Origin of the sequence: Neisseria sp. Marseille-Q1983, from assembly GCF_018224585.1 — a bacterium.
GTDB lineage: Bacteria > Pseudomonadota > Gammaproteobacteria > Burkholderiales > Neisseriaceae > Neisseria > Neisseria polysaccharea.
In genome coordinates this window covers 36,499-60,996 of record NZ_JAGTUI010000009.1, presented here as the reverse complement: position 1 = coordinate 60,996, position 24,498 = coordinate 36,499, and the positions used below count along the sequence as shown (strand labels likewise).

11 protein-coding genes, 2 tRNA genes and 1 pseudogene are annotated in these 24,498 nt (G+C 48.5%); 8 read left to right on the top strand and 6 right to left on the bottom strand.

The window, feature by feature from the left end; translation table 11 throughout:
* Positions 1–66 precede the first annotated feature (66 nt).
* A complete protein-coding gene (locus KEM39_RS03440) occupies positions 67–10,038 on the top strand; it encodes a Hia/Hsf adhesin N-terminal domain-containing protein (RefSeq protein WP_211709591.1) in 9,972 nt (3,323 codons plus the stop codon).
* Between the two features lie 270 nt (positions 10,039–10,308).
* Here KEM39_RS03440 and recA read toward each other — a convergent pair whose 3' ends face one another.
* Positions 10,309–11,355: a recombinase RecA gene (recA, locus tag KEM39_RS03435; protein WP_211709590.1), complete on the bottom strand. Its 1,047-nt coding sequence runs from the start codon at positions 11,353–11,355 to the stop codon at positions 10,309–10,311.
* Between the two features lie 166 nt (positions 11,356–11,521).
* Positions 11,522–13,432, bottom strand: coding sequence for an alpha-amylase family protein (locus tag KEM39_RS03430; RefSeq protein WP_211709589.1), 1,911 nt, complete (start codon positions 13,430–13,432; stop codon positions 11,522–11,524).
* A gap of 261 nt (positions 13,433–13,693) precedes the next feature.
* On the opposite strand from KEM39_RS03430, the gene aroD reads away from it, so the two are divergent.
* From aroD to KEM39_RS03415, 3 genes are all read left to right on the top strand, one after another.
* Positions 13,694–14,458, top strand: a complete 765-nt coding sequence (aroD, locus tag KEM39_RS03425; RefSeq protein ID WP_211709587.1) for a type I 3-dehydroquinate dehydratase — start codon at positions 13,694–13,696, stop codon at positions 14,456–14,458.
* 19 nt (positions 14,459–14,477) lie between these two features.
* On the top strand, positions 14,478–16,493 hold the full coding sequence (gene rep / locus KEM39_RS03420; RefSeq protein WP_211709586.1) for a DNA helicase Rep: 2,016 nt from the start codon (positions 14,478–14,480) through the stop codon (positions 16,491–16,493).
* 277 nt (positions 16,494–16,770) lie between these two features.
* Complete coding sequence (locus KEM39_RS03415) at positions 16,771–17,367, top strand: hypothetical protein (protein ID WP_118997233.1); 597 nt, start codon at positions 16,771–16,773, stop codon at positions 17,365–17,367.
* Positions 17,368–17,575: 208 nt separating this feature from the next.
* Here KEM39_RS03415 and dinB read toward each other — a convergent pair whose 3' ends face one another.
* Entirely contained in the window at positions 17,576–18,634 is a 1,059-nt protein-coding gene (gene dinB, locus KEM39_RS03410) for a DNA polymerase IV (protein ID WP_118997234.1), read from the bottom strand.
* A 901-nt stretch (positions 18,635–19,535) separates the two neighbouring features.
* Here dinB and KEM39_RS03405 point away from each other — a divergent pair.
* Positions 19,536–20,315 carry a ferredoxin--NADP reductase gene (locus KEM39_RS03405; protein ID WP_118997236.1) on the top strand — a complete coding sequence of 260 codons (780 nt, stop codon included), beginning with the start codon at positions 19,536–19,538 and terminating at the stop codon, positions 20,313–20,315.
* Positions 20,316–20,525: 210 nt separating this feature from the next.
* On the opposite strand, the gene KEM39_RS03400 is transcribed toward KEM39_RS03405, so the two are convergent.
* A complete protein-coding gene (locus tag KEM39_RS03400; protein ID WP_211709585.1) occupies positions 20,526–21,911 on the bottom strand; it encodes a 3'-5' exonuclease in 1,386 nt (461 codons plus the stop codon).
* Positions 21,912–22,028: 117 nt separating this feature from the next.
* Between KEM39_RS03400 and KEM39_RS03395 the strand changes: the two genes are divergently transcribed.
* Positions 22,029–22,105: transfer RNA gene (locus tag KEM39_RS03395), tRNA-Arg, on the top strand.
* Between the two features lie 17 nt (positions 22,106–22,122).
* Positions 22,123–22,197, top strand: a tRNA-Glu gene (locus tag KEM39_RS03390).
* Positions 22,198–22,371: 174 nt separating this feature from the next.
* On the opposite strand, the gene KEM39_RS03385 is transcribed toward KEM39_RS03390, so the two are convergent.
* Together KEM39_RS03385 and KEM39_RS03380 are read right to left on the bottom strand one after the other, a co-directional pair.
* Complete coding sequence (locus KEM39_RS03385; protein ID WP_025456992.1) at positions 22,372–22,713, bottom strand: hypothetical protein; 342 nt, start codon at positions 22,711–22,713, stop codon at positions 22,372–22,374.
* Between the two features lie 218 nt (positions 22,714–22,931).
* Positions 22,932–23,078: pseudogene (locus tag KEM39_RS03380) on the bottom strand (IS5/IS1182 family transposase); the annotation flags it as partial.
* 129 nt (positions 23,079–23,207) lie between these two features.
* On the opposite strand from KEM39_RS03380, the gene KEM39_RS03375 reads away from it, so the two are divergent.
* A complete protein-coding gene (locus tag KEM39_RS03375) occupies positions 23,208–24,383 on the top strand; it encodes an NAD(P)H-dependent flavin oxidoreductase (RefSeq protein ID WP_013448810.1) in 1,176 nt (391 codons plus the stop codon).
* The last annotated feature ends 115 nt before the right edge of the window (positions 24,384–24,498 follow it).

Here is a 24,498-nt window from a genome sequence, read left to right as displayed (position 1 = left end):
GATGCCGCACCATCCGCCCCCCCCAACCCCTTTTACCCATTCAAACAAACAGAAAGAAAAAACAAAATGAACAAAATATACCGCATCATTTGGAATAGTGCCCTCAATGCCTGGGTCGTCGTATCCGAGCTCACACGCAACCACACCAAACGCGCCTCCGCAACCGTGGCGACCGCCGTATTGGCGACGCTGCTGTCCGCAGCGGCTCAGGCGAGTACGACTGGATCGGAGCCTGGTGAGGTACCTACAGAGTTTGACCCTAACAATCCCTCTTTTGATGATCCTTATGTAACTGAAGATGAAAATAATAATTCTAATTACAAGTTTGGCTTACTTGTTACTGATAAAGATGGAAAAATAAAAGATGGAGGCTTTCTAAATGGTGATGATGACGAACAAGGAAAGAGAACAATTTCAGTGGAAGCGTCTGAAAGCTCGACGGGTAAAGCCAAGCTGAAAAGCAGCTACCTCTACCTCCGCGAAAACGGCGGGATTACCATTGACCAAGAGGGACGTTCGGCTAAATTTAGCGTAAACACCGGCGATGGATTAAAAATCAACGACGACGACAACAAACTCGTTGCCGATACCGTTGACCTTACCGTTAACAACGGCAAAGTAACCACCCCTGATAGCACCAAGGGCGACGACAAAAAACTCGTCAACGCCGGCAATCTGGCAACCACATTAAACGGCTTAGGCTGGCGGCTTAAAACCACCAACGGTACTGCCGCAGCCGGCAACGGCACGACCTCGACCGTCAAAAGCGGCGACGAAGTAGAATTTAAAGGCGACGGCGTTGAAGTAACCACGACAAGCACGGGAACAAAACACACCGTTACCATCAAAGCCGCCCAAACCCAAGGCGCAAACAAAGGCGGCTCTTGGAAAATCATCGCCGCCGCAGAAGGCTCGGGCGAAACCGATTCGGCAAACACCACACCTGCCGAACAAGAAATCAAAGCAAACGACAAAGTTACCCTCAAAGCAGGCGACAACCTGAAAATCAAACAAAGCGGCAAAGACTTTACCTACTCGCTGAAAAAAGACCTCTCAGGCTTAACCGGTGTTGCAACCAAAAAATTATCAATTGGCGAAAACGGCGATAAAGTCAATATCGCAAGCGACACCAAAGGCTTGAATTTCGCGAAAGAAACGACCGGTGCAAACGGCGACACCACGGTTCATCTGAACGGTATCGGTTCGACTTTGACCGATACGCTGCTGAATACCGGCTCGACCACAAACGTAACCAACGACAACGTTACCGATGACGAGAAAAAACGTGCGGCAAGCGTCAAAGACGTATTAAACGCAGGCTGGAACATTAAAGGCGTTAAACCTGGTACAACAGCTTCCGATAACGTTGATTTCGTCCGCACTTACGACACAGTCGAGTTCTTGAGCGCAGATACGGAAACAACGACTGTTAATGTGGAAAGCAAAGACAACGGCAAGAGAACTGAAGTTAAAATCGGTGCGAAAACCTCTGTTATCACTGAAGAAGACGGTAAGTTGGTTACTGGCAAAGGCGATGAGGGCAAAGGCTTAGTTACTGCAAAAACTGTAATTGACGCTGTGAACAAAAGCGGCTGGAGGGTGAAAACAACTGACAACAATCAAACAGGTCAACCCGGGGGCAACTTTGAAACCGTTACATCAGGCACAAATGTAACCTTTGCCGACGGCAATAGCACGAAGGCAAATGTAACTAAAGATGAAAGTGGAAATATCACTGTTAAGTATGATGTAAAAACTGATGGGAGTCTTACAGTAAACAATGGTGATGGCAAGCTTAAGTTAAACATACTAGATGAGAGAGGTATAACAAACTTATTAGTCTCAGGTGACGAAGGCGCTGTTACTGTTAGAAAAGGGGAGTTTAATGACGTAACAACCGAGGCAGGGCAAGCTAATGGCGATAATCGCGGTAAGGTAACTGTAAAAAATGTAGCAGACCTTGCAAATGCAACCGAAGACGACAAGAAAAGAGTCGCCACAGTGGTTGATGTCGCCAAAGCGATTAATGAAGCTGCAACCTTTGTAAAAGTGGAAAATGACGACACTGCCACGATTGATGATAAGCCAACGGATGATGGTCAAAATGACGCGCTCAAAGCAGGCGATACTTTGACCTTTAAAGCAGCTAAAAATTTAAGGGTTAAACGTGATGGAAAATCCGTTACCTTTGATTTAGCAAAAGACATCGAGGCAAAAACCGCGACCGTGAGCAATAAGCTGTCCATCGGTAAAGATGCGGATAAGGTTGATATTACCAGCGATACAAACGGCTTGAAGTTATCAAAAGGTACTAACGGAGATACTGCGGTTCATTTGAACGGTTTGGCTTCAACCTTGCCTGATGTAACTACAAATACAGGTTCATCAACTTCAGTAACCTTCTCGCCTAGTGAGCTTGAAAAAACGAGAGCGGCTACCTTGAAAGATGTTTTAAATGCAGGTTGGAACATTAAAGGGGCTAAAGTTGCAGGCGGTAATACCGAGAATGTTGATTTAGTGGCAGGTTACGACAATGTTGAGTTTATTACAGGCGATAAAAACACGCTTGATGTTGTATTGACGGCTAAAGAGAACGGTAAAACAACCGAAGTAAAATTCACACCGAAAACCTCTGTTATCAAAGAGCATAACGGCAAACTGTTTACAGGCAAAGACCTGAAAGATGCGAATAATGGTGCAACCGTTAGTGAAGATGATGGCAAAGACACCGGCACCGGCTTGGTTACTGCAAAAGCCGTGATTGATGCCGTGAACAAAAGCGGTTGGAGGGTAAGCGGCGAGGGTACGACTGCCGAAACCGGTGCAACCGCCGTGAATGCGGGCACTGCTGAAACCGTTACATCCGGCACGAGCGTGAACTTCAAAAACGGCAATGCGACCACGGCAACCGTAAGCAAAGTAACCGAAAATGGCGAGACTAAAATCAACGTCAAATACGATGTAACCACCGGCGACGGCTTGAAAGTTGAAGGCGGAAAAGTTGTTGCAAGTGTTGGCGATGGTTTGAAGCTGGATAGCCAAAAAATCGTTGCAGACACGACCAAGCTTACTGTAACAGACGGTAAAGTTACTGCCCCTGACGCAACCAATGGCAATGGGAAAAAACTGGTTAATGCAGACGATTTAGTTGATGCGTTAAACAAATTAAGCTGGAAAGCAAAAGCTGAAGCGGATACTGATGGCAAAGCAGAGGGTGGGACTGACCAAGAGGTCAAAGCAGGCGAAACCGTAACCTTCAAAGCAGGCAAAAACTTGAAAGTGAAACAGTCTGGAAAAGACTTTACTTATTCGCTGAAAGACGAACTTACGGGTTTGACAAGTATTGCTTTGGGTACGGCTGGAAACGGCAAAACCACGACCAAAATTACTGAAAATGGTTTAACTGTTTCTACCACCCCGGCAAATGGCGGTACGGCTACCGAAGTCAAAATCGGTTCAGACGGCATCAGCGCAGGTAATAAAGCCATTACCAACGTTGCAAGCGGTTTGAAAACCTACTGGGACAATCAAGCCAATGCGGCAGGACAAGCAGGCAATCCCGTTGCCACCGCCAAAAACGGACTGATTGACTTGAGCCAACCGAATACCGGAGCGGCAGGCACAGGCACGTCCGTAGCCGACACCACAGCCGCAACCGTAGGCGATTTGCGTAAACTCGGCTGGGTGCTTTCGGCTGATAAAACCACGAATGGCGCAGGCACAACCGATACGGCATTCCACGCCGCCGTGAAAAACGCCGAAGAAGTCGAGTTCAAAGGCACAGGCAAAGCCACCGTGTCCGCAAAAACCGAAAACGGCAAACATACCGTAACGATTGATGTTGCAGAAACCAAAATCGAGGCTTCAGACGGCATCGAGAAAACCACTGACGGCAAGATTAAGCTGAAAGTGGACAACACAGATGGAAACAATGTTTTAACTGTTGATGCAACGAAAGGTGCGTCTGTTGCCAAAGGCAAGCTTGAAGTTGTAAGCACCACAGCCAATGGCGACAAGAAAGGTCAAGTAAAAGCGAAAGGTGCAAATGGAACTGATGCTGCTACCGATAAGGACGTGGCAACAGTGAAGGATGTTGCCGATGCTATTAACAAAGCAGAAAGTTTCGTAAAAGTAGAAAACACTACTGAAGATATTGAAGATGCAGCAGCCAATGGGGCAGATAATACCGCAGAAGCCCTCAAAGCAGGCGATACCTTGACCTTTAAGGCAGGTAAAAACCTGAAAGTTAAACGTAGTGGAAAAGAAATTACTTTTGACTTGGCGAAAAACCTTGATGTGAAAACCGCGACCGTGAGCGATAAGTTGTCGATTGGTAAAGATACGAACAAAGTTAATGTAACCAGTACGGCTGACGGTTTGACCTTTGCAAAAGAAAATGGAACACCTGTAGCAGGAAGTGGTGCGCCTGATACGAGAATTTATTTAAATGGTATTGCGACGACTTTAACTGAGCCAAGTGCAGGAGCGAAGTCTTCGCACGTTGATTTAAATGTGGATGCAGCGAAAAAATCCAATGCAGCAAGTATCGAAGATGTGTTGCGTGCAGGTTGGAATATTAAAGGCAATGGCAATAATGTTGATTATGTGGCGACGTATGACACAGTAAACTTTACTGATGATGGTCAAGGAACAACGACAGTAACTGTAACACAGAAGGATAAGGGCAAAGGTGCCGACGTTAAAATCGGTGCGAAAACTTCTGTTATCAAAGACCACAACGGCAAACTGTTTACAGGCAAAGAGTTGAAAAATGCTAACCATAATGGTGTAACTGTTACTGAAGCTGACGGAAAAGACGAAGGCAAAGGCTTGGTTACTGCGAAAACTGTGATTGACGCAGTAAACAAAGCTGGTTGGAGAATTAAAACAACCGCTGCCAATGGTCAGGCTGATCAAGATGGCTTTGAAACCGTTACATCAGGCACAAATGTAACCTTTGCTGATGGTAAGGGTACAACTGCGACCGTAACTAAAAATGGTACTGATGGCATTACTGTTAAATACGAAGCGAAAGTTGGCGACGGTTTGAAGATTGGCGATGGCGATAAAATCGTTGCAGACACGACCACGCTTACTGTGAATGATGGTACTGATACAGCTAAACCGAAAGGTAAAGTTAAAGAGCTTGCTTCTGATGACGAGAAGAAAAAACTTGTTAAAGCGGGCGATTTGGTAACTGCCTTAAACAGCCTAAGCTGGACTGCTACGGCTGGTAAAGATACTGATGGCGAACTGGATGGAAATGCAAGTGAGCAAGAAGTCAAAGCAGGCGACAAAGTAACCTTTAAAGCAGGCAAGAACTTGAAAGTGAAACAAGATAATGCAAACTTTACTTATTCGCTGAAAGACAGCTTAACCGGCTTGAAAGATATTGAATTAAGCACGCCGCAAAATGGTGCAAACGGTGCAAGCACCAAAATTACCAACGAAGGCTTAACTATCACTCCAGCAGCTAATGGTGCGGGCGGCACAAGTGCGCCTAACGCAAACACCATCAGCGTAACCAAAGACGGTATTAGCGTCGGCGGTAAAACCGTTAAGAATGTTACAAGTGGTTTAAAAACTTATGATGATGAGAATTTTAATCTTAAGAATAACTCTATAACTGATTTAAATAGACACGTTGAAGAGGCTTATAAAGGTTTATTAAACCTGAATGAAAAAACAGGTACGAATAAACAGCCGTTAGTTTCTGATAATACGGCGGCAACCGTAGGCGATTTGCGTAAATTGGGCTGGGTATTGTCTAGCAAAAACGGTACGACAGACGAGAAAAGCCAACAAGTCAAACAGGCGGATGAAGTGTTGTTTGAAGGCAAAGGCGGTGCGAAGGTTACTTCCAAATCTGACAACGGCAAACATACCATTACCATTGATGTGGCAGAAACCAAAGTTGGCGACGGTCTTAAGAAAGATACCGACGGCAAGATTAAAGTGAAAGCTAAAGATGGTGCTGACAACTTATTGACTGTGGATGCTAATGGTGCGTCTGTTGCCAAAGGTAGCTTTGCTGACGTAAACACTAATGCGCCTACGCAAGGTCAAACTGCGGATACTAATCGCGGTAAAGTGGTTGTTAAGGCTTCAGATGCTGCTGCAAATGGCGGGCAACCAACCGACGCTGACAAGAAAAAAGTGGCGACTGTCGGCGACGTTGCGAACGCTATCAACAGTGCGGCAACCTTTGTAAAAGTGGAAAGCACAGAAGATGAAATTGAGGACAATCAGCAAGCTGATAATGCAGACCAAGCCCTTAAAGCAGGCGACACTTTAACCTTAAAAGCGGGTAAAAACTTAAAGGTTAAACGTGATGGTAAAGATGTAACCTTCGCTTTGGCAAAAGACCTTGATGTGAAAACTGCGAAAGTGAGTGATACCTTAACGATTGGCGGTAATATACCTACAGATGGCGGTGCTGCAACACCAAAAGTGAATATCACTAGCACTGCAGGTGGTTTGAACTTTGAGAATGCAATTGCCGACGCTACAGGTTCTAAGAATGTTTATTTGAAAGGTATTGCAACAACTTTAACTGAACCAAGTGCAGGAGCGAAGTCTTCACACGTTGATTTAAATGTGGATGCAGCGAAAAAATCCAATGCAGCAAGTATCGAAGATGTGTTGCGTGCAGGTTGGAATATTAAAGGTGCTAAGACTGTAGGTGGTGCTGTTGAGAATGTTGATTTTGTTTCGACTTACGACACTGTTGAATTTGCCAGCGGCGCAAACGCAAATGTAACCGTTACAACCGATGCAAATCACAAAAAGACAACCGTCCGTGTGGATGTAACGGGTTTGCCGGTCCAATATGTTACGGAAGACGACAAAACCGTTGTGAAAGTGGGCAATAAGTATTACGAAGCCAAAGATGACGGTTCGGCGGATATGGCTAAAACAGTCGACACCGACAAGCTGGCGAAAACCAAAGTGAAATTGGTATCGGCAAACGGTGCAGGTCCGGTGAAAATCACCAATGTTGCGGACGGCACGGAAGATACCGATGCGGTCAGCTTTAAGCAGTTGAAAGCCTTGCAAGACAAGAAGATTACCTTAAGCGCGAGCAATGCTTATGCCAATGGCGGTGCAGATACCGACGACGGCAAGGCAACTCAAACTTTAAGTAATGGTTTGAATTTTAAATTTAAATCCGCAGACCGCGAGTTGTTGAAAATTAGTGCGGACGGCGACACGGTTACCTTTACGCCGAAAGAGGGTTCTGTTCAGGTTGGCGCAGACGGTAAGGCTACTATCCTGAATGGTACAAATTCTACTAACGGTTTGGTTGAGGCTGGAAAACTGGTTGAGAGCCTGAACAAACTGGGTTGGAAAGTCGGCACCGGCACTGACGGCACGGGAGCAACTGAAGGCACATCCAACGATACTTTAGTGAAGTCGGGCGATAAAGTAACTTTGAAAGCCGGCGATAATCTGAAAATCAAACAAGAGGGCACAAACTTCACTTACGCGCTCAAAGATGAATTGACGGGCGTGAAGAGCGTGGAGTTTAAAGACACGGCGAATGGTGCAAACGGTGCAAGCACGAAGATTACCAAAGACGGCTTGACTGTTACTGTTCCGACAAACGGCGGTACCAATACCGAGGTTAAAATCGGTTCAGACGGCATCAGCGCGGGTAATAAAGCGGTTAAAAACGTTGTGAGCGGACTGAAGAAATTTGGTGATGGTCATACGTTGGCAAATGGCACTATTGCAGATTTTGAAAAGCATAATGACACTGCTTATAACGGCTTAACCAATTTGGATGAAAAAGGCGCGGATAATAATCCGACTGTTGCCGACAATACCGCCGCAACCGTGGGCGATTTGCGCGGCTTGGGCTGGGTCATTTCTGCGGACAAAACCACAGGCGGCTCAAAGGAATATCACGCTCAGGTGCGGAATGCGAACGAAGTGAAATTCAAGAGCGGCAACGGTATCAATGTGTCCGGTAAAACATTGGATAACGGTACGCGTGAAATTACCTTTGAATTGGCTAAAGGCGAAGTAACCAATAAAGTCAGTGTAACCAAGAACGATAATTCTACTGTTGAAGCGGTTGTTATCGATGGGAAATACTATGAACGTGATGAAAACGGTAAGCCTAAATTAGATAAGGAAATTTCATCTACAGATATTAAGTCAACAGACAACAAAGGTTCCGGTTATGTAACAGGTAACCAAGTGGCAGAGGCGATTGCGAAATCAGGCTTTGAGCTTGGTTTGGCTGACGCGGCAGAAGCTGAAAAAGCCTTTGCGGAAAGTGCAAAAGACAAGCAATTATCTAAAGATAAGGCGGAAACCGTAAATGCCAACGATAAAGTCCGTTTTGCTGACGGTAAAAATACCAAAGTGAGCGCGGCAACGGTGGAAAGCATCGATGCAAACGGCGAAAAAGTAACCACAACCTTTGTGAAAACCGATGTGGAATTGCCTTTAACGCAAATCTACAACACCGATGCAAACGGTAAGAAAATCACTAAAGTTGTCGCAAATGGTCAAACTAAATGGTATGAACTGAAAGCTGACGGTTCGACTGATATGGACAAAGAAGTTACCCTCGGTAACGTGGATTCAGACGGCAAGAAAGTTGTGAAAGAAGACAACAAGTGGTATTACACCAATGCTGACGGATCTGCGGATAAAACCAAAGGCGAGGTGAGAAATGATAAAGTTTCCACCGATGAAAAACACGTTGTCAGCCTTGATCCGAACAATCAATCGAACGGTAAGGGCGTGGTCATTGACAATGTGGCTAATGGCGATATTTCGCCAACCAGCAAACAGGCGGTAAACGGCAGCCAGATTTTCGCATTGACCGGCAACAAAACACCGAATATCACGAGTATCACGGTAGATAAGGATGGTAAAACGGTAAACGTCGGCACGGTCGGAAACGCGAACGATACCAACAAAACGTATCACAACGTCGTGGTGGGCGAAGACGGTAAAACCCCGTTATTGACCACTTATAATGTGGAAGGCAGAAAAGAAGTTATCACCAATTCGGTGGTTGAAGCCATCTACAATATGAATGAACAGGGGATTAAGTTCTTCCACTCCAACGACGGCAAAGCGACTAGCAGAATCGAACGAAGCAATGAAATCGATTCCAGCGCAAGTGGCAAATTTGCAACGGCAATCGGCGCGAAAGCCGATGCGGCAGGCGAAAATGCCATTGCCTTCGGCTACGGCTCAAAAGCCTTGCGCGATAACACGGTGGCGATTGGTACGGGCAACGTTGTGAATGCGGAAAAATCCGGCGCATTCGGCGATCCGAACTACATCGAAGATAAAGCCGGCGGCAGCTACGCTTTCGGTAACGATAACCGTATTACTTCTAAAAACACTTTTGTGTTGGGTAATAGTGTTAATGCGAAACGCGATGCAAATGGAAATGTGCTGACTGAAGAAAAAGAAATTATTGGAAAGGACGGCAATAAGACAACGGAAAAAGTACCGCAAGCCTTAGGTAAAACCGTAGAAAATTCCGTTTATCTCGGTAATGCTTCAACCGCGACAGAAAAACCGGGCAGCAACCTGAAATCCGACGGCACGGCGGGTAATACCACAACCGCCGGCGCGACAGGTACGGTAAACGGCTTTGCCGGCGCAACGGCGCACGGTGCGGTTTCTGTCGGCGCGAGCGGCGAAGAAAGACGTATCCAAAACGTCGCGGCAGGTGAAATTTCTGCCACTTCAACCGATGCGATTAACGGCAGCCAGCTGTATGCGGCAACCAAAGGCATCGCCGATCAGGCCGTCGGTATGGTCAGGGCGTTGAAACGCGAATTGGAAGGTGTTGCCGCCGGTGCGAATGCCGCAGCCGCCTTGCCGCAATCGTACCTGCCCGGAAAATCGATGATTTCCGCCGCAACGGGCGCATACGGTTCGACAGGCGCACTCGCCGTCGGCTACTCCAGCATCAGCGACAACGGCAAATGGGTGGTCAAAGGCCAGCTCAACGTCAATACCCGAAGCAAAGCCGGCGGCGGTGTCGGCGTGGGCTATATCTGGTAACAACCCCGAAGCGTTGAAAAATGCCGTCTGAAAGCCTTTCAGACGGCATTTTTATTGCCCCGCCCGATGGTTCGCAACGGGAAAAGCGTATCGCATAACGGACGGATGTGTGTTTTAGATGGCGTGGGACAAGTGTGCAGGGTAAGGCGTAGCAACTGTATTTTTCACCCCGTCGGGCAAAAATACCAAAACTCGAATCAAGCCGTTCGGAGGCGGCTCAAAAAAAACGGTACTTCGCAGCAGAAGTACCGTTTATCGGGATTTCAGGTTTTATTCTTCGGGGCGTTCGCCGTCGGTTTCGTCCTGCGTCCCTTCGGTGATGTGCATTTCTACGCCGTTGAGGGTGCGGATTTTTGCGTCGATTTCATTGGCGACTTCGGGATTTTCCTTCAGCCAGACGCGGACGTTGTCTTTGCCCTGACCGATTTTTGCGCCGTTGTAGCTGTACCACGCGCCGGATTTGTTGATGATGTCGTTTTTCACGCCGATGTCGATCAATTCGCCTTCCCAACTGATGCCTTCTCCGTAGAGGATGTCAAACTCTGCCTGACGGAACGGGGGGGCGACTTTGTTTTTGATGACTTTGACGCGGGTTTCGTTGCCCAATACTTCTTCGCCTTTTTTGATGGATCCGGTGCGGCGGATGTCGAGGCGGACGGAAGAATAGAATTTCAGCGCGTTGCCGCCGGTGGTGGTTTCGGGGCTGCCGAACATTACGCCGATCTTCATCCGGATTTGGTTGATGAACACAACCAGCGTGTTGGTTTTTTTGATGTGTCCGGTCAGTTTGCGCAAAGCCTGGCTCATCAGGCGCGCCTGCAGTCCGACGTGGCTGTCGCCCATATCACCTTCGATTTCGGCTTTGGGGACGAGTGCGGCTACGGAATCGACGACTACCATATCTATGCCGCCCGAACGGACGAGTGTGTCGCAGATTTCCAAAGCCTGTTCGCCGGTATCGGGCTGGGACAGGTAAAGCTCTTCGACTTTTACGCCGAGTTTGCGGGCGTAAACGGGATCAAAGGCGTGTTCGGCATCGACAAAGGCGCACACGCCGCCGTTTTTCTGGCATTGGGCGACGGCTTCGAGGCAGAGGGTGGTTTTGCCGGAGGATTCGGGGCCGAAGATTTCGACGATGCGCCCGCGCGGCAGGCCGCCGACTCCGAGGGCGAGGTCTAATCCGAGCGATCCGGTGGAAATGACTTCGAGGTTTTCTTCCTGCTGGCTGCCGTCCATTTTCATGATGGCGCCTTTGCCGAAACTTTTTTCGATTTGCGCCAGTGCGGCGGCAAGGGCTTTGCTTTTGTCGTCTGACATTGGGGTTACTCCGGAACAAATGCGGTATGTGGGATGCGGCGCAACACGGGCTGCGGCGCGGGATGTGATGGGCGGCTATTATCGCATGTTTCCCTTTTGGGGACTACCGTCCGCTTCGGCGCAAATGCCGTCTGAAACGGTTCAGACGGCATTCGGGAAGCGTGCGTCAGGCGATTTCGAGCCACATGACCTGATAGGGCTGAAGCGTCAAATCCTGATTCAGGCTGACAGTTTTGCCGCCGATGAGGTCGTGCGCCTTGAAGGGCATGGCTTGCAGGGTATGCGCGGTAACGGTTTGCGGATATTCGCTGAAGTTACCGAATGCCAAAAGCGCGTTGTTGCGGATGTAGCCGATGATGTGTTTGTTGTTGGTGTTGAAAGTAACCAGCCTGCCGCCGTCGAAGCGCGGATTGCTTTGGCGGACGGCAATCATATGGCGCAAGCCCTGATAGATTTGCCCGGCTGCGGTCGACGGATCGTTGCGTTGCGCGTACAGGGCTTCGTTATAACGCGGACGGTGCGCCCAACGGCTGTCGTCGCTTTTGTTGCTGTCTTGCGCCCAGCCGTCGTCGTTGGGCGTGCCGACTTCGTCGCCGAGGTAAATCAGGGGCAGCCCGCCGGTACTCAATGCGATGCTGTACAAAAGTTTGATGCGGCTGACGGCGTGGGGGTCATTTTGAGCCAAGCCTGCCAATGCGGCGGACGTACCGCTGACGCGGCAGTCGCCCGTGTTGGGGTTGTATTGGAAGGGTACGCCGCGCGCGAAGCTGCCGTCGAAACGGTTGACGAAGAAGCGGTTGAGGAATTGGCGGTGGTCGTAGCCGCTTATGCCCAGATATGCCGCGTCTTCATCGGCAAACGTCCAGCCGATGTCGTCGTGGCTGCGGACGTAGTTGACCCAGGCGGTATGCTCGGGCAGGTTGTGGCGGTAGGTCAGCGCCTGATGGAGCAGGTTGACTTCGCGCGTGGCAAGTGTGTTCCACAACAATGCCATTTGCAGGGGGTTGTAACCGATTTGGCATTCGTCCTGCCCGATGTATTGGACGACTTGGTCGGGGTGAACGATGGCTTCGGATTTGAAGAACACGGCGGGCGCGGCAATACGCATAACGGCATTGAACGCGCGGATGAGGGCGTGCGCCTGCGGCAGGTTTTCGCAGCTTGTACCCATTTGTTTCCAAATAAAGGCAACCGCATCCATACGCAGGATGTCAACGCCCAAGTTGGCAAGGAACAGCATTTCGCCCGCCATTGCGCGGAATACCCACGGGTTGCTGTAATTCAAGTCCCATTGGAAGGAATTGAACGTCGTCCACACCCAGCGTCCGTCTTCCAGTTGCGAGAAGCCGCCGGGATGCTGGTCGGGGAAGATTTCGCGCAGGGTGCGGTCGTATTGGTCGGGCATCCGGCGGTCGGGGAAAATATAGTAGAAATTGTCGAAAAGCGGGTCGCCGGCGGCGCAGCGTTGCGCCCATTCGTGTTCGTTGGAGGTGTGGTTGAAGATGAAATCGACGACGGCGGAAATACCGGCTTCGTGCAGCGCGGCAATGACTTCGCGCAAGTCGTCTATTGTGCCCAGTGCCGGATTGACATCGCGGTAGCTGCTGACCGCATAGCCGCCGTCGCTTTTGCCTTCAGGGCATTTAAACAGCGGCATCAGGTGCAGATAAGTCAAACCAAGCTCTTGAAAATAAGGGATTTTGGCCTTCAAGCCCTTCAAATCGCCGGCAAACAAATCGACGTAGCACACGCCGCCGACTTGTTTGTTGGACAAAATCCAATCGGGGTTGTTTTCGCGTTCGATGTCAATGTTTTTCAGGGACGCGCTGCGTTGGGAATAGCTCTGCCATGCCTGCGCCAGCAGCATTTCCAGCATAGGCAGCAGGGCTTCGTTGTTGCCGTACACGCTGTCGAGTTCGTTCATCAATTTGGGGAAATGCGTATCCATGCGGCGCGAAAACTGCCGCCAGTCTTCGGATTTTTCGATGCCGGTGCGCTGTTCGGGCGTGTAGATGTCCAAGATGCGTGTTTTGAGGTGCTGTAAAATCAAACCGACTTGCTGCGTGGGGGTCAACATGATGCCTGCTCCGATTCTGAAATTTCCGACCGGCGGTCTGCCGCCGTATCCTGCAAATGCCGTGTAGGGCGTGTCGTGCAATCATACTGCAAGAACTGCGGACTGACTAGAAAAGACAGGGCTTGTGCCAAGTCTGCATTCCGATATGCGGATGCTGCTTGATTCATATCAAGCCGGCCGCACAGAAATGCCGTCTGAAACATTGCCTGTGCCTTTGCTATAATTGCGTCTTTACCGTTCCCTTCAGCCGCAACAACCGCCATGCACACCAGCCTGACCGTCAAAAATACCGTTATCGGAAGCGGACGCACCAAAATCGCCGTGCCGCTTGTCGCCCGCGATGCTGCCGAACTTTCCGCCGTACTTGAGCAAATCAAAAACCTGCCCTTCGATATTGCGGAGTTCCGCGCCGACTTTTTGGAATGCGCGGGCAGCATCGGCGAAGTATTGCGCCACACGCAGACCGTCCGCGACGCGCTGCCCGACAAACCGCTGCTGTTTACGTTCAGACGGCATGGCGAAGGCGGCTCGTTCTCGTGTTCGGACGATTATTATTTCAAACTGCTCGACGCGCTGATCGAAAGCCGCCTGCCCGACATTATCGATATCGAGCTGTTTGCCGGCGAAACCGCCGTCCGGCGCGCCGTGGCGGATGCTCAAAAAAACGGCATCGCCTCCCTGCTCTGCAATCATGAGTTTCACCGCACGCCGCCGCAAGAAGAAATCGTATGCCGTCTGAAACAGATGGAGGACTGCGGCGCGGACATCTGCAAAATCGCGGTGATGCCGCAAAGCGCGGAAGATGTGCTGACTTTGCTTTCCGCCACGCTCAAAGCGAAACAGCTTGCCGCCAAACCGATTGTTACGATGTCGATGGGGCAGACGGGGGCGGTCAGCCGGCTTGCCGGACAGGTGTTCGGCTCAAGCATCACATTCGGTTCAGGAACGCAAAGCTCCGCGCCGGGGCAAATCGGCGTATCCGCCCTCCGTGCGGCACTCGACTGCCTCGAAAGCGGCGCAGACTGATTTCAGACGGCATCAAGACATGATGAAACTCAATCCCCAACAGCTCGAAGCCGTCCGCTACCTCGGCGGCCCCCTGCTCGTCCTCGCCGGCGCAGGCAGCGGCAAAACCGGCGTGATTACTCAAAAAATCAATCACTTGATTGTCAACGTCGGCTATCTGCCGCATACCGTTGCCGCAATTACCTTTACCAACAAAGCCGCTGCGGAAATGCAGGAGCGCGTCGCCAAAATGCTGCCCAAATCGCAAACGCGCGGGCTGACGATTTGCACGTTCCACTCTTTGGGCATGAAGATTCTGCGCGAAGAGGCAAACCATATCGGTTACAAAAAAAACTTCTCCATCCTCGATTCCACCGACAGCGCCAAAATCATCGGCGAACTTTTGGGCGGCACGGGCAAAGAAGCCACATTCAAAGCGCAACATCAAATTTCCCTTTGGAAAAACGATTTAAAAACGCCTGAAGATGTCGTTCAGACAGCCTCTAATGCGTGGGAACAACAAACCGCACGCGTGTATGCGAGCTATCAGGAAACCTTACAAAGCTATCAGGCAGTGGACTTCGACGACTTAATCCGCCTGCCTGCCGTGCTGTTGCAGCAAAACAGCGAAGTGCGCAACAAATGGCAGCGGCGGCTGCGTTATCTGCTGGTTGACGAATGTCAAGACACCAATACCTGCCAATTTACGTTGATGAAGCTCTTGACCGGCGCGGAAGGTATGTTTACCGCCGTCGGCGACGACGACCAGTCCATCTACGCATGGCGCGGCGCAAACATGGAAAACCTGCGCAAAATGCAGGAAGACTATCCGCAGATGAAAGTCATCAAACTGGAGCAAAACTACCGCTCCACCGCGCGGATTCTCAAAATCGCCAACAAAGTCATCGAAAACAACCCCAAGCTGTTTACCAAAAAACTTTGGTCGAAATTGGGCGAAGGCGAGCCCGTCAAAGTCGTTGCCTGCCAAAACGAGCAACACGAAGCCGACTGGGTCGTCAGCCAAATCGTCAAACAAAAACTCATCGGAGGCGACAAAACCCAATATGCCGATTTCGCCGTGTTATACCGCGGCAAGCATCAGGCGAGGATTTTCGAAGAAGCATTACGCGGCGCGCGTATCCCCTACCGTCTCTCCGGCGGACAAAGCTTTTTCGACAAAGCCGAAATCAAAGACGTGTTGTCTTATGTGCGGCTGCTTGCCAACCCCAACGACGATCCCGCCTTTCTGCGTGCCGTTACCACGCCCAAACGCGGCATCGGCGATGTCACGCTGGGCAAGCTCAACACTTACGCGCACGAACACGAATGCAGCCTGTATGAAGCCGCACAAAACGAAGAAGCCCTTGCCACGCTGAACAATACCAACCGCCAACACCTGCAAGCCTTTATGGATATGTTCGGCAGCTACCGCGCCAAAGCGGAAACCGGCGAAGCAGGCGAGTTCATCAACAGCCTGCTCGAAGAAATCGACTATGAAAACCATTTGATGCAAAACGAAGAAGGCAAGGCCGGCGAAATCAAATGGCGCAACGTCGGCGATTTGGTATCATGGTTTGCGCGAAAAGGCGGGGAAGACGGCAAAAACATCATCGAACTCGCCCAAACCGTCGCCTTGATGACGCTTTTGGAAGGAAAAGACGAAGAAGAAACCGATGCCGTCTCGCTATCCACGCTACACGCCGCCAAAGGTTTGGAGTATCCGTATGTTTTCCTTGTCGGTTGCGAAGAAGGCGTTTTGCCGCACAACGACAGTATCGAAGAGGGCAACGTCGAAGAAGAACGCCGCCTGATGTACGTCGGCATCACCCGCGCCAAACGCCAACTCACACTGACCCACTGCGTCAAACGCAAAAAACAAGGCACATGGCAGTTCCCCGAACCCAGCCGATTCATAGACGAAATGCCGCAGGAAGATTTGAAAATCCTGGGGCGCAAAGGCGGCGAGCCGATTGTCAGCAAGGAAGAAGGCAGACGCAACCTTGCCGATATAATCGGAAGGCTCGACAGCATGAAAAAAGGCAATCCGTCGGATTAAACCAAGATAGGGAAACGAAGCCGGAGACAATTTGCAGCTCGAGATATGGAGGGGTCTTCTTTGTATCACAATCAACTGAATAAGAGTCAGATGAATAAGAGAAGAAATGATGGTGGCTTCTATCATTCATATGACCCCAACAATGTCAAAGATGGAAGAACTTTTATATCTAAAGATGACATTGAGTTAAAAATGAGTCAGGGAAAAACAGCAGAAGTTGACTCCAAAGGACATATGATAAATAATACTCACTTGATAAATAATACTCACTAGAAATATGAACAGCAAAACTAAGCTTCGAGTTAATAAAATAATCGAACTGAAGCATCATATTGAGAATTGGGAAACTCAAACAAGCGAAGAGATCGAAAAGCTTCTTGTTGATTTTGAGAAACAGCCTAGGCAAGAAATGTCTTCTTATTATACGGAGCTTTTTAGAGATGTTCAATTTGCGGGTGTTTTGGTGCAAATAGCAAATAAGTATGCGGAAAACAGTAAAATCAATCGCTGTATAGTATCTGCTCTTGGAATGATGATGTGGAGGTATGAGCTTCCTGAGAGTGAGGAAATATATCGCCTTATGTTAGCGAATATTCAAAGAAAGGGAGTAGCTCTTTTTGTAGCATTTCATCTCCCTAAGATGAAAATGTTTGAGGAATTCCCGAATAAATGGGCCTATTTTATGAGTATACCTAAACTCTCTCCTAAAAAGACTTCTGCGGAATACTTTACTAACTTGGTCGAAGAATACATTTACTTTGTACCTATGATGTATAAGTCAGAATTGATTCAATACTTCAGTTTGAAATATAGTGAAACAAAAAGTGAATATCTAAAAGATAGATATAAAAAAATACTAAGTATAGTGGATTAACAAAAACCAGTACGGCGTTGCCTCGCCTTAGCTCAAAGAGAACGATTCTCTAAGGTGCTGAAGCACCAAGTGAATCGGTTTCGTACTATTTGTACTGTCTGCGGCTTCGTCGCCTTGTCCTGATTTTTGTTAACCCACTATAAAGCAGCCATGCCGTCTGAAAACCGTTCAGACGGCATGTTTTTTTTCGACGGCGTGGTAAATCGGTTTACGCCCACAAGCCCTGCTGTTGGTTTTTCGGCACAAGGCGGCCGACACCGATACCGATGAGGCGGAACGCGTCTTCCGTCTGCGGCGGGACGCGCGCCATCAACATTTGCGCAGCCTGCAGCAGAGCTGTGCAGTCGGGCAATACGGAGGAATAAGTCAGCGTGCGCGTGATGATGCGGAAATCGTAGGTCTTCAGCTTGAGCGTTACACTTTGGGCTTCGACGTTTTTACGCGTGATTTGCCGCCACAAGTCTTCGGCAAGATGGGGCAAGTGTCCGGCAGCCTGCTCGAGCGGCAGGTCTTCGGGCAGGGTGATTTCTGTGGAGATTTGGAGACGTTCGCGTTCGGCTTTGACGGGGCGTTCGTCCGTACCGCGCGCCAAATCATAGAGGCGGTAGCCGTAGCGTCCGAAATGGTTTAAGAGCTCGCCACGCTCGAAACGGCGCAAGTCGCCCGCCGTCTGCATACCCAGCGACTGCATTTTTTTCAGCGTTACCTTGCCCACTCCGGGGATTTTGCCCAAAGGCAGGGTTTCCAAAAATGCCATGACTTTGTGCGGCGGCAACACAAACTGCCCGTTTGGCTTGCGCCAGTCCGACGCAATTTTCGCCAGAAATTTGTTCGGCGCGATGCCTGCTGATGCGGTCAAACCCGTTTCCGCAAAAATGGCGGCACGGATTTCTTTGGCAACTTCGCTGGCGTAAGGGATGTTTTTGAAATTACGGGTAACGTCAAGATAGGCTTCGTCCAGCGACAGGGGTTCGATTAAATCGGTATAACGCCTGAATACGGCATGAATCTGCGCGGAAACCTGACGGTACAAGTCGAAATGCGGCGGCACATACACCGCTTGCGGACACAGCCTTTTCGCCGTTGCCACCGACATCGCGGAATGCAGCCCGAACTGCCGTGCCTCATACGATGCGGCGCAAATCACCGAACGCGCGCCCTCCCACGCGACGACCACCGGCCGCCCTTTCAAATGCGGCTGTTCGCGCAGCTCTACCGATGCGTAGAATGCGTCCATGTCGATGTGGATGATTTTGCGTGAAGACATCGGCTCTGCTGAGGATAAAAGGGATATTCTACTGCCGGCATCGGGCAAATTCCAAATATACTAACAGGTTAAATACAAAAGAGTTGGCTGGATTAATTTTGGAAACTTATAAAAATAATGGTTTTTATCAAGCAGAAAGAAACAGTAATGGAAATTATGATATCGTAAGAAAAAGATTATCTGGAAAAATATTACCAAAATACAAGCAATACATTGATTCACTTAGATAATACTGGTGCTGGATTTAAAATTCAGCAGAGGAGAAAACAAATCAGAGCACAAGTTTCAGCCAGACAATGGAGAAGATAAAAGATGAATAAAAATATACTTTATATATTTTCTTTATTAATCACTATTGTTATTTTTTTTATATTTGAAAAGAATGTAATAAGCAAAATAAGTTTTAATTATAATAAAAAAGAATTCTTAATTAGTGATATAACGAATTTTAATTGGGATTATGTAAAACTGTATATAATCAATTCAGATTTCCAAAAAATTGTTTTTTATTATAAAGGTAAGATAGTTTTTGAGGAATTAATAGAACTAGACAGAGAAGGGAATGTTTTACCTCAATATCTATTTGATTCGGATTTGAAAAATGTTGAATATTACAAATGTGATTACAAGAATGGCAAGATGCAACTTTTAAAAAAAGAAAAATTACATTCTTTTGATAGATATTTTTATTATTATAAACCTATAAACTGTAGGCCGAAACTTTTGTAAAACTATCCGTCGTCATTACTGCCTAGGCGGTAATCTATTTTCGGTAGTGTTCCAAAAAGTATGATTATAAAAACGGTCAAATCTAATTTTTTCATAAAATCCAGCAGAGTAAGGTAGAAAAAAAACACCCAAATTGGCTATAATCCCGACAAACACACTCAAGGACAACAACATGGCAGCCTCGCCCGAAGCAAAATTCACCGAAGAAAAGATTTTGTGGGTCAAACACCACACGCCGAAACTCATCACTTTCGCCATCAGCCGTCCCAAATCCTACCGTTTTAAAGCCGGACAGTTCTCCCGACTCGGTTTCTACGAAGGGGAAGGCTTTATTTGGCGTGCCTACTCCATCGTTTCCGCAGAATATGCCGACACGCTCGAATATTTTGCCGTACTCATCCAAGACGGCCCTATGTCGGTCCGTTTCGCCAAAATGCAACAGGGCGACACCATCCTGCTCGATAAAAATGCCACCGGCTTCCTCCTGCCCGAACGCTTCCCCGACGGCAAGGATTTGGTGATGCTCTGCACCGGCTCCGGCATCGCCCCCTTCCTTTCCATTCTCGAACAACCCGAAATCCGGCAGCGTTTCGATACCGTCAACCTGATACATTCCGTATCTTTTCCCGAAGAATTGATTTTCAACGACCGGCTCGCCGCATTGTCCGAACATCCCCTGGTAGGCGAATACGGACACTCGTTCCGTTTCGTCCCTGTTACCACCCGTGCCGCCAATTCCGACGGATTGGGCGGCAAACGCATTCCCGAACTCTTAAAAAACGGCAGCATCGAACAGGCACTGCATACCAAGTTCACCCCGGAATCCACACGGTTTATGATTTGCGGCAACCCGGAAATGGTCAAAGACACTTTCCAAACGCTGCTCGACATGGGTTACGCCATGCACCGTAACCGCATTCCCGGTCAAATCATGATGGAAAACGGCTTCTAAAAACCACCCTGCTTGTCCGATGCCTTCGGATGGACGGGCAAACCGACACGGCACGAAAACCGCGTCGGCAAAAATGCCGTCTGAAAAAATTCAGACGGCATCTTCGGACACATTACCTGCAAACGGCAACACATTCCAACCCAAACCGATTAGGCAATCAATACGAACGGCTGTTTACATACTTACCGGCTTTCACCAACCGGTATCGATTTAACCGATTTCCTTAATATTTTTCCTGTCCGTTTTAAATTTCGCCTTAAACACATCCGGCAAATCTTTATCGAAATACCAAAGCCCATCATCCATTTCCAATGCGCCGCCCATTCCGTGCAGAACGACCGTTTTCCCCGTCAGCGGATCGGTTTCGGTAATTTCCACTTCGTGCATTTTGCCCCAATCCAAAACAGGCAGTTTGTGTGCAAACGCCAAAACCTGTTCGTCAGAACGGCCGCACGCCTTATCGCATCGGCCTGAAACATATACGGGGCAAGGCTCATCCTCTGCATAACCGTCCGGAAGGATACCGGCTGCGGCAGGACACAATCCGTATGTTTCCGCCCACGACGACAAAGCCCGTCTCGCCGCCTTTTTATTGGCAAATAATCCGGTAGGCGGATTATCCGCCACACCGTTTTTCAAAGCCGCTGTTTTTGCCTTCAAGATGCCGTCTGAACCTTTTTCAAACCTGACCGTCGTAAATGTTTTCAGCAGATTTTTGGCAGATACGTAACAATCCGCCCCATAATGCCCGACCAATTCCGCTTTAACCTTATGTACATGCAGCCTGCCCAATGCGGGAAAAAACCGAACCTCCTCCGTATTGCACCAATCAAACGGGGCTTTTCCGGAATCCAATAAAGCCGAAACCTCGCTATATACCCGTTCAAACGTACCGATATAATTTATTGCTCCCCCGCCGTCGAAACAGGCAAGCACCCCCATACCGTCAGGCAAACCGTACAACTGTTCCCTCAACCGTTCGGGCAGCGTGGCAGGCAGCGGTTTCGGATTCATCAAACGGAAACACTGCCTGATCCATGCCTCAACCCCATGTTCCGACAGGCTGCATTCCAAATAATCACACAATGCCGATACATCCGCCATCGCACGATGCCTGTCTTCCACAACAATCCCCAACCTTTCGATGATGCTGTCCAGGCTGTGCTTGTAAAATTGCGGATACAGACACCGGGACAGTTGCACACTGCACAAAGCAGGCGATGAAAATCCGATACCCGCACGATGAAACTCATGCTTTAGAAACGTATAGTCGAAACGGCTGTTATGCGCAACCAGCACACAACCCTTCAATACCGAAAACAACTCGCCGGCAATCTCTGCAAAAACAGGCGCGTCGGCAACCATGCCGTCTGAAATCCCCGTCAGCTCCGCCACAAACTTCGGAATCGGTTTTTGAGGATTGACCAGCCATTCATACCTCTCCGCCCTTCCCTGCTCAAACTTGAGCAAAGCCACTTCGGTTACCCTGTCTTCATACAGATTGCCGCCCGTCGATTCCAAATCAACCACGGCAACAGGCATTCCAAACCGTAAAAACGCCTTTTCCAGCAAGGGCCAGCGAGAAGCAACAATCATTTTATTCTCTTTAAATTCAAACAATAAACCGATATTTTACACTTTTAAGGCATTTCATCCAACAAAACAATTGACAGAATCCGATGATTACCCTAAAATTCAAATCTTTCTTGCAGCGCACCCGTAGCTCAGTTGGATAGAGTATCTGGCTACGAACCAGAGGGTCGGGCGTTCGAATCGCTCCGGGTGCGCCAGTAAGAAAATACAATATGCGCCCATCGTCTAGCGGTTAGGACATCGCCCTTTCACGGCGGTAACCGGGGTTCGATTCCCCGTGGGCGTGCCAAATTCCAAATCCCCGAGATTATCCCTCGGGGATTTTTTATTGCCTCGGCAACTCGTTACCATAGTTAAAATTTAACAAGCACTATTTTCACTTTTTATCCTTTCCTACAACTTCGAATTTACGTATCCACATAAATTTATATTTTCTACAATTTCAATACTATCCAATTATTGCTTATTCATTTTTCTTATAGTAACTGGGATATAGAGGGTGTTCAAATAAACCATCATCAATCATTTTCTCAATCTTCGCCGGCAAATCAACTTTATATACTTTGTTATAAATAGCTGTGCTTAAACATTCAAATCCGCCTCCCGAAGAAGCATCACCTAAAAAATTTTGAATTGCTTCTATATCGGGATAATGATCAGGATTATGTAGATAACGCATATATTCCTCTAAAACTCGTCTAATGTATAGAAAGTCTTTCAGGTTCATTGTTATTTTTTCCTTATCAGAAATAGCATCTAATCCATATTCAACGATATCTTTTATACTTGTATATTTTATCATCATCTTTACCTACCCCCTTCATCAGAATCTCAGACGTAATCGAATCATATTCAAACCTTTGCCGTGCAAACCGATATCCCATAACCGGATGCGGTGTCCATCCAACATTTTACCCGATTGAAACGCCTGATATATTGCACCCCATCAACGTGGCATTACTTTTCTTAACAATCCCCTTTGACAGCAACTGACTAGGCTTTTTTATGCCATCATCAAATTTATAGTGGATTAACTTTAAACCAGTACGGCGTTGCCTCGCCTTGCCGTACTATTTGTACTGTCTGCGGCTTCGTCGCCTTGTCCTGATTTAAATTTAATCCACTATAATATTTTCTTTCCCGATTGAAACAGGCATAACGGCATAAGCCCGAATCCCCGGCTGCTTTTCTGTTTACCACCGTAATATTTAGAGTATAATACCAAATTTGAGCAATGGTTCTAAAACAGTTAGAACCATTTTTCATGAGCCTGACTGATTCGTATACTCGGAGAAACTGATGCAGAATATTTTTGACCCTTTGATTATTCGTGGAAAATCCCTTATCCCCATCGTACAGGGCGGTATGGGGGTCGGTGTTTCCGCATCGGGTTTATCCAGCGCGGTGGCGCGTGAAAACGGTATCGGAACGATTGCCAGTGTGGATTTGCGCCACCTTCACGAAGACCTGCTCGCCGAATCCCAAATCAATCCGAGTGAAGAGAAATATACGTCTTTGAACTGTACCGCATTAGACAGGGAAATCCAAAAAGCCAAGAGTGCTTCAGAGGGAAAAGGGCTGATTGCGGTCAACGTGATGAAGGCGGTCAAAGACCACGCCGCGTATGTCCGCCAGGCTTGCGAATCAGGGGCGGATGCGGTCGTGATGGGTGCCGGTCTGCCTTTGGACCTGCCGGAAATGACCGAGGGCTATCATAAAGATGTTGCCCTGCTGCCAATTCTATCCGAATCGCGCGGTATTAATATCGTCTTGAAACGTTGGATGAAAAAAGGCATATTGCCCGATGCGATTGTAGTCGAACATCCTGCCCACGCGGCCGGACATTTGGGTGCATCAACCGTTGAAGGCGTAAACGATGCTAAATTCGACTTCAAACGCGTGATTGAGGAAACGTTTGAAGTTTTCAAAAGTTTAGGGCTGGAAAGCGAAAAAATCCCGCTTATTCTTGCGGGAGGCATGGCAAATTTTGAAAAAGTCAAAACCGCCCTAAAGAACTGGGGAGCCTCTGCCGTTCAAATCGGTACGGCTTTTGCCGTTACCGAAGAAGGAGATGCACACCTTAACTTCAAAAAAACGCTCGCCGGTGCGGAAACCGAAAAAGTAGTCGAATTTATGTCTGTTGCCGGTTTGCCGGCGCGCGGTGTCCGCACCAAATTCCTAGACAGCTACATCAAGCGTGAAAGCAAACTTCAGGCAAACGCCAAAGCTGACCCGCGCCGCTGTACCCAAGGTTTAAACTGCCTGACCAGTTGCGGCCTGCGCGACGGGCTTTCCAAAGCCGGACAATTCTGCATTGATATCCAGCTTGCCGCCGCATTCCGTGGAGAAGTAGATAAAGGCCTGTTCTTCAGAGGTAAAGACCCTCTTCCCTTCGGCAATGCCATCCGCACCGTCCGCGAGACGATACAATATCTGCTGACGGGGAGCGAACCTGTTGCAACGCTCGGACGATGACATCAGGTAGGATTTGATTTGCAACAAAATGCCGTCTGAAGCCTTTCAGACGGCATTTTTCAGGCTGCGTTTCGGAATAGTGTCGAAAAAACGGAGAGAAATAAAAACGTTTTTA